At 69.5% G+C, this 7720-nt stretch carries 6 protein-coding genes; 2 read left to right on the top strand and 4 right to left on the bottom strand.

Annotated elements, in window-relative coordinates; genetic code table 11:
* Both ABYE80_RS13955 and ABYE80_RS13950 read left to right on the top strand, forming a co-directional pair.
* The coding region (locus ABYE80_RS13955) for a prephenate dehydratase (RefSeq protein ID WP_372790891.1) at window positions 1-402 on the top strand (402 nt) is incomplete at its 5' end.
* 145 nt (window positions 403-547) lie between these two features.
* The gene (locus ABYE80_RS13950; protein ID WP_372790890.1) at window positions 548-1060 is read left to right on the top strand and encodes an HNH endonuclease; all 513 of its coding nucleotides are present in this window, start codon (window positions 548-550) and stop codon (window positions 1058-1060) included.
* On the opposite strand, the gene ABYE80_RS13945 is transcribed toward ABYE80_RS13950, so the two are convergent.
* The 4 genes from ABYE80_RS13945 to ABYE80_RS13930 all read right to left on the bottom strand — a co-directional run bounded on the left by ABYE80_RS13945 (window position 1042) and on the right by ABYE80_RS13930 (window position 7573).
* Entirely contained in the window at window positions 1042-1650 is a 609-nt protein-coding gene (locus tag ABYE80_RS13945) for a DUF4328 domain-containing protein (protein ID WP_372790889.1), read from the bottom strand. The two genes, ABYE80_RS13950 and ABYE80_RS13945, sit on opposite strands and share 19 nt — an antisense overlap.
* Window positions 1651-1969: 319 nt before the next feature.
* Window positions 1970-4561, bottom strand: coding sequence for a DNA gyrase subunit A (gene gyrA, locus ABYE80_RS13940; protein ID WP_372790888.1), 2592 nt, complete (start codon window positions 4559-4561; stop codon window positions 1970-1972).
* A 68-nt stretch (window positions 4562-4629) separates the two neighbouring features.
* A complete protein-coding gene (gene gyrB, locus ABYE80_RS13935; RefSeq protein ID WP_372790887.1) occupies window positions 4630-7038 on the bottom strand; it encodes a DNA topoisomerase (ATP-hydrolyzing) subunit B in 2409 nt (802 codons plus the stop codon).
* Window positions 7039-7189: 151 nt separating this feature from the next.
* Complete coding sequence (locus ABYE80_RS13930) at window positions 7190-7573, bottom strand: DciA family protein (RefSeq protein ID WP_372790886.1); 384 nt, start codon at window positions 7571-7573, stop codon at window positions 7190-7192.
* Window positions 7574-7720: the final 147 nt, after the last annotated feature.

Raw genomic sequence — 7720 nt, 5'->3', positions numbered from 1 at the left:
CCTGCGCTCGCTGCCGAGATCTACGGCGCGACCGTCCTGCGCGAAGGCGTGGAGGACGAGCCCGGCAACGTCACCCGCTTCGTCTGGCTGGCCCGTGCCGGTGACGCGACGCTCGGCACAGCGACCCCGTCCGACGATGCTCGCTGGCGCACCTCGGTGGTGTTCTCCGGTGACGGCGACGGCCAGCCCGGGTGGCTGGTCCGGTGCCTCAGCGAGTTCGCCTTCCGGGGGGTGAACCTCACGAAGATCGAGTCGCGACCAAGCCGTCACCGCATGGGCCACTACCTGTTCCACGTCGATCTCGACGGGTCGCTGGACGATCGCCCGACGGCCGACGCGATCGACGCCTTGCGGGTGCACTGCACGGACGTTCGCGTGCTGGGCTCCTACCCCGCGGCCTGACGGGGGAGCGCCGCGCTCTGGCGCGCGCCGCGGACCCCGCTACACTGGCCCGCAGGCTCAGCCCATGTCCAAGCAAGCCCCACCAGACCCAGGACGGTCCACGTCGCTCGATGAGCACCGGCGACGTGGGCGTGATGGTGGCCGGGTGCTTGTCCTCAACGCGACGTACGAGCCGATCAACGTCTGCACCGTTCGGCGGGCGGTGGTCCTGCTCCTGAAGTGCAAGGCCGAGGTGATCGAGGCCGGCGACCGGGTGCTGCACTCGGAGTCGAGCACGATGACGCGCCCCGCCGTGATCCGGTTGACGCACTACGTCCGCGTCCCGCGCGACACGCACCGGCGCAAGATCACCCGGCGCGCCGTGTTCGCCCGGGACGGCTGGGAGTGCCAGTACTGCGGCTCGCGGTCGAACCTCACGGTGGATCACGTCATCCCGCGGTCCAAGGGCGGCTCGTCGGACTGGACCAACATCGTGGCCTCGTGCGCGCCGTGCAACCGGCGCAAGTCCGATCACCTCCCTGCCCAGGCGAACATGCATCCGCGACGGGTGCCGCGGGAGCCGAGCCCCCACGTCTTCATCCACGTGGCGTCGCCGCGGATCCCCGCCTCGTGGCGGCCGTGGCTGCCGGACGTCGCGGGCTACGCCGACGCCGCGTAGTCGGCCAGGCGCCGGACGAAGCCGATCGCCAGCACGGCGGCACCCGCGGCGAGGATGTCACCGCCCATCGCCAGCGCGTCGGGGAGCCGCTGGTCCGCCAGCACCTCGGGGTTGCGCGTGGCGAAGCCGGCGAGCACGGTGGTGCCCACCCAGCAGATCCACCACAGCGCGACGAGGAGCGGCGCGGGCCGAGCCGCCGCGCGCAGCAGGGCGGCGAGCAGGACGGCCGGAGCCAGCAGGTTCACCACGGGGACGAGCCACACGGCGACGCCGGCGCGAGGGCTGGCCCGCCACGCCGTCATGTCCGCGGCCAGGCGGCGATGGACCGGGTACTGGAACGCCAGCCAGGCGGCGGCCGCCAGCAGGAACGCGAGCGTGGACGCGATCAGGCCGATGGTCACCCATGCGTCGGCCCGGTTCACGACATCGGTGGGCAGGCGGAGCGGGACACCCGGCACCTGTTCGTCGACCGCGTCCTGCACGAGCCGCAACCGGTTCGCGTGGGCGTAGACGTCGGCCACGGCGACCGCGACGACGATCCACAGGGTGAGCACGGCGGCCTGCGCGCGGGCTTCGATGGTCCGGAGCACCGGGGCAGTGTAGGCGGAGGGCGTCGTCCCGCCGCCGCCGCCGTGGCCGGCCCGGAACGACGAAGGCCGCGGCTTCGACGGGCCGCGGCCTTCGCACTGCTTCGACTGGATGCATCGTGCTCCCGAGTACGACGCCGTGGGACCACTTCGGCAGGGAGAACGACGGTGGCCCGGCTTGGATTCCGCTGAGCGGTTCCAGCCCTACCGGCTCAGGTGCCGGTCACCTCCAGGGTCCCGCAAGAACTGTGACTACAGATACGGACCACCTCCTTTCTCTGGTGATGCGACTGTAGCAACCGTCCGGACGGAATCTGCCGGGTCAGTTCTCGTCGGGCGCGGCGGCGCCATCCTCGGTGTCGTCCGGGTCGGGCGCGCCATCTTCCTGGTCGGTGGGCGGCGCCTCCGCGGCGCCGTCCTGCGGACCGAGCCCGTCGAGCGGTTCGGCCAACGCCCCGTCGTCCTCGCTGCTGCCCTCGGCCACCAGGGCGACGGCGGACACGCGATCGTCGTCCTTGGGGTTCATGACCCGCACGCCCGTGGCGGAGCGTCCCTGCTGCGAGATCCCCTTGACGCCCGTGCGCTGGACCATCCCGCCCTCGGAGATGAAGACGAGCTCCTGGTGGGGCCGCACGACCAGCGCCCCCGCCAGCCCGCCCTTGGCGTCCGTCAGGCCGATGGTCTTGACGCCCTTGGCGCCGCGCGAGGTCTTGCGGTACTGGTCGATCTTGGTCCGCTTGCCGTAGCCGTTCTCGGTCACCACGAGCAGCTCCATGTCGTCGCGGGCGACGTCCATGGCGATCACCTCGCCGGCATCCCCCACGTCCATGCCGCGGACGCCGCCGGTGTCCCGGCCCATGGCGCGCGCGTCGGACTCGCTGAACCGGACCGTGAGCCCGGCGCGCGAGACCATGATGATCTCGTCCTGCGGATCGACCGGACGCACCGCGACCAGCTCGTCCTCGTCGCGGATCTTGATCGCGATGATCCCGTCCGCCTTGATCGGCGTGTTGTAGGCGAGGAACTCCGTCTTCTTGATGACGCCAGCCTTCGTCGCGAAGACGAGGTACTGGGTCTCCTTGAAGTCGCGCGTCGAGACCACGGACTGGATGCGCTCACCCTCGCGCAGCGGCAGCACGTTGACGAGGGCGCGGCCCTTGGAGGTGCGGCTGGCCTCGGGCAGGTCGTAGACCTTGGAGCGGTACACCTTGCCGCGGTTGGAGAAGAACAGCAGGTAGTCGTGCGACGAGCACACGAAGAGGTGCTCGATGAAGTCGCCGTCCTTCATGTCCATCCCGGTGACGCCGCGTCCGCCGCGTTGCTGCTGGCGGTAGGTGGCGAGGGGCAGGGACTTGATGTAGCCGGTCTTCGTGATCGTGATGACCATCTGCTGGTCGGCGATCAGGTCCTCGATGTCGAGGTCGTCCTCGGTCGGCGCGATCTGCGTGCGCCGCTCGTCGCCGAAGCGCTCGAGGATCTCGGCGAGCTCCTCCTTGATGAGGTCGAGCACCCGCTGCTCACTGCCGAGGATCTCGCGCAGCTCGCGGATCCGCTCCATGACGTCGGCGTGCTCCTGCTTGATCGCGTCGGTCTCGAGCGCCGTGAGCTGCGACAGGCGCAGGTCGAGGATCGCGGTGGCCTGGATCACGCTCAGCCCGAAGCGCTCGACCAGCTGCTCGCGCGCCTCGTCGCGGTTCTTGGACTTGCGGATCAGCTCGATGACCGCGTCGAGGTTGTCCAGCGCGATGAGCAGTCCCTCGAGGACGTGCGCACGCGCCTCCTTCTGGGCCAGCTCGAACTTGGAGCGCCGGACGATGACCTCGCGCTGGTGGTCGACGTAGTGGCCGATGACCTGCCGCAGCGACAGGGTCTTCGGCACGCCGTCGACCAGCGCGACGGTGTTGACGCCGAACGTCGTCTGCATCGACGTGTGCTTGTAGAGCTTGTTGAGCGCCACCTTCGGCAGCACGTCGCGCTTGAGCTCGATGACCAGGCGCATGCCGCGGCGGTCGGACTCGTCACGGATGTCGGAGATCTCCGACAGCTTCTTCTCGTGCACGAGGTCCGCGATCTTCTGGATCAGGCCGCCCTCGCCGCCCTTCTTGACCGTGTAGGGCAGCTCGGTGACGATCAGCGCCTCCTTGCCGCGCTGGATGTCCTCGACGCCGACCTTGGCGCGGACGCGGACGCGACCACGACCGGTCTCGTAGGCGTCGCGGATGCCCTGGTAGCCCATGATGATGCCGCCGGTGGGGAAGTCGGGGCCCTTCACGTGCTGCATCAGGCCCTCGACCGTGATCTCGGGGTCGTCGATGTAGGCGATCGTGGCCGCGACGATCTCGCCGAGGTTGTGCGGCGGGATGTTGGTCGCCATGCCGACGGCGATGCCCGAGGAGCCGTTGACCAGGAGGTTGGGGAAGCGCGCCGGGAGCACGGTGGGCTCCTGCTTGCGGCCGTCGTAGTTGGTCACGAAGTCGACCGTGTCCATGTCGATGTCGCGCAGCATCTCGACGGCCAGACGCGTCATCCGCGCCTCGGTGTAGCGCATGGCGGCGGCCGGGTCGTCGTCGATCGAGCCGAAGTTCCCCTGGCCGTCGACCAGCGGGTAGCGCATCGAGAAGTCCTGCGCCAGGCGCACGAGGGTGTCGTAGATCGACGCGTCGCCGTGCGGGTGGTAGTTGCCCATGACCTCGCCGACGATGCGCGCGCACTTCGCGTACCCGCGCGTCGGACCCAGGCCCAGCTCGGACATCCCGAACAGCACGCGCCGGTGCACGGGCTTGAGGCCGTCGCGCACGTCGGGCAGGGCACGCCCGACGATGACCGACATCGCGTAGTCGAGGTACGCGCTCTTCATCTCCTCCTCGAGCGCGCGGGGCTCGATGTTGCCGCCGTCGAGCACGTCAATCGCCATGGGGCGTCACCTTCCGTCCTTCGTGGTCAGTCCTGGTCCTCGTGCCGGCGTCGCCGGCGTGCCGCGGGTCAGACATCGACCGTCGCGGCGAGCGCGTTCTCCTCGATGAACGCCTTGCGGTGCTCGACCGCGTCACCCATGAGCTGGGAGAAGATGAGGTCGGCGGCCGCGGCGTCCTCGATCGAGACCTGCGCGAGCGTCCGGGTCGTCGGGTCCATCGTCGTCTCGCGCAACTGGTCGGCGTTCATCTCGCCGAGGCCCTTGAAGCGGCTGAGCGAGACGCCGCGCTGGGCGACCTGGAGCACCGTGCTCCGCAGCGCCTCGAACGTCGTCGCCGTGTCGTGGCGATCGCCGAGCGAGACGTCGAACGTCGGCAGGCCGATGAGCTCGACGAGCTGGCCGTGCAGCTTGACGAAGCTGCGGTACTCGGGGGAGTCGAACAGCGAGCGCCGCAGGCGGTGCGTCTGCGCGAGCCCGGTCTTCTTCTCGATGCCCCGGACGGTGAGGATGTCGCCGTCCTCCTCGAGCAGCTCCACCGTGACGGCGTCGCTGGCCACCGCACCGCTCGCGAAGTGCTTGACCGCGTCCTCGCTGGACCCGATCTGGGCGCCGAGGACGCCCGCCTCCTCGAGGAAGCCGACGAGGGCCGCGCCGTGTCCGGCGCGCAGGGTCGACGCCCATCCCTCGAACTGCTTCAGCAGTCGCGTGTACCGCTGCCAGCGCGCCTCGGTGACCTTGAACTGGTTGCCGTCGCGGTCGAAGATCTGCAGCTTCTCGAACTTGTCCGAGAGCAGCACCTCCTCGAGCTCGGACTCCTTCTCGATGTACCGCTCGTTGGAGCCCTGCTTGAGCTTGTACAGCGGCGGCTTGGCGATGTAGACGTAGCCGGCCTCGATCAGGTCGTGCATCTCGCGGAACAGCAGCGTGAGCACCAGCGTGCGGATGTGGGCCCCGTCGACGTCGGCGTCCGTCATCAGGATGATCTTGTGGTACCGGGCGCTCTCGATGTTGAACTCGTCCCGGACCCCGGTCCCGATCGCCGTGATGAGCGCCTGGATCTCGTTGTTCTGCAGGACCTTGTCGATCCGCGCCTTCTCGACGTTGAGGATCTTCCCGCGCAGCGGGAGCACCGCCTGGGTGTTGCGGTCGCGCCCCTGCTTCGCCGAGCCGCCGGCGGAGTCGCCCTCGACCACGAAGATCTCCGAGAGGGAGGGGTCGCGCACCGAGCAGTCCGCCAGCTTGCCGGGGAGCTTGGAGTTCTCCAGCGCGCTCTTGCGCCGCGTCAGGTCGCGGGCCTTGCGCGCCGCCGCGCGGGCCTGTGCGGCCTGGACGGCCTTGCGGATGAAGGCCTTCGCCTCCTGCGGGTTCTCCTCGAGGAACTCCGCGAGCTTCGCGTTCACCACCGAGGCGACGAAGCCCTCCATGCCCGGGTTGCCGAGCTTCGTCTTCGTCTGCCCCTCGAACTGGGGGTCGGCGAGCTTGGCGGATACGACGGCGGTCAGGCCTTCGCGGACGTCCTCACCGCTGAGGTTGTCGTCCTTCTCCTTCAGTTCGCCCTTGTCGCGGGCGTACTTGTTGAGCGTCCGCGTCAGGGCCGAGCGGAAGCCCGACATGTGCGAGCCGCCCTCGTGCGTGTTGATGTTGTTGGCGAAGGAGAACACCGACTCCTGGTAGCTCGTGTTCCACTGCATCGCCACCTCGACGTAGCCCTCCTCGGACTCCCCCTCGAAGTAGATGACCTTCTTGCCGATGGGGTCCTTGGAGTCGTTGAGGTAGCGGACGAAGTCCTCGATGCCGCCCTCGTACTGGAAGTCGGCCTTGTGCCCCTCACCGCGCTCGTCGGTGATCACGATCCGCAGGCCGCGGGTGAGGAACGCCGTCTCGCGCAGTCGCTGCTCGAGCGTGTGGAAGTCGAACTCGACGGTCTCGAAGATGTCCGGGTCGGGCCGGAACGAGATCGTCGTCCCGTGCTCCTTGGTCGGCTCGCCCTTCTGCAGGTCCATCTGCTTGGCCCCGCGCTCGTACTCCTGGAACCACAGGTGCCCGTCGCGACGGACCTCGACGCGCAGGTACTCGGAGAGGGCGTTCACCACGGACGCGCCGACGCCGTGCAGTCCGCCGGAGACCTTGTAGCCGCCACCGTCGCCGAACTTGCCGCCGGCGTGCAGGACGGTGAGGACGACCTCGACGGCGGGCTTCTGCTCCTTCTCGTGCATCGCGACCGGGATGCCGCGGCCGTTGTCCGAGACGGTGAGCTTGCCGTCGGGGTGGATGGTGACGTGCACCTCCGTGGCGAAGCCGGCCAGGGCCTCGTCGACGGAGTTGTCGACGACCTCGTAGACGAGGTGGTGCAGGCCGCGGACACCGGTGGATCCGATGTACATGCCGGGCCGCTTGCGAACGGCCTCCAGCCCTTCCAGGACCGTGATGTCCTGTGCGTCGTAACTTGCCGAGCCCTGCTGTTTGTCGTTCGCCATGCCGCTCCGTCAGTACGTGAAAAACCCCGTCCCCGGGTCGCCAGACCTCGGGTTCGGGGTTGCCCGTTTCGGTTGACAGAAGTCTAGCACAGAAGGGGTGTTTCCAGCCCTGTCGGAGCGTTACGAAACTGCTGGAAAAGCGCGGTTTTTCTCAGCCGCCGGGACGCCCGTCCCGCGCCCACTTCGCCGCGGGTGTCGCCTGGCACCGAAGCGCGGTCACCAGCGACGACCCGAGGGCCTCGTTGAGCTGGTCCACGAGCGTGGGGGCGAGGAGGTCGAGCTCCGCCGCCCAGGCGCTCGAACGGCACGTCACCGTCACCACGCCGGCGTGCGCCGCGGTCGGCTGCGCCTGCTCCGCCATACCGGCCCCGACGGCCTGCACCCAGACCCGCTGGACGTCCGCCAGCAGCGTCTGGGGGGCGAGGGCGGACGCGAGCGCCGAGATCGCGTGACCCGCCGGTCTCGGGCCCCGCTCACGGTCCCTGCGGCGCTTCAGCCCCCGGGCGGGGTCGCTGTCCCCGAGCCTCGGGCTCATGCGGCCCGGACCTCCTGCAGGACGCCGCCCTCGCCGACCGCGATGCGCACCACGTCGGCGGCGTCGCCACCGGGGACGTGGGCCAGGTCGGTCGTCGTGATGACGCTCTGCCCGCCGTCGCGCAGGCGCTCCACGAGAAGCCGGCGG

Origin of the sequence: Paraconexibacter sp., assembly GCF_041602235.1 — a bacterium.
GTDB lineage: Bacteria > Actinomycetota > Thermoleophilia > Solirubrobacterales > Solirubrobacteraceae > Paraconexibacter.
This window is presented reverse-complemented; position numbering and strand designations above follow the sequence as displayed.

Coding starts and splice junctions, on each gene's coding strand:
- gyrA (WP_372790888.1), bottom strand. CDS start 4,561: ATGGCGATTGACGTGCTCGACGGCGGCAACATCGAGCCCCGCGCGCTC.
- gyrB (WP_372790887.1), bottom strand. CDS start 7,038: ATGGCGAACGACAAACAGCAGGGCTCGGCAAGTTACGACGCACAGGAC.
- ABYE80_RS13930 (WP_372790886.1), bottom strand. CDS start 7,573: ATGAGCCCGAGGCTCGGGGACAGCGACCCCGCCCGGGGGCTGAAGCGC.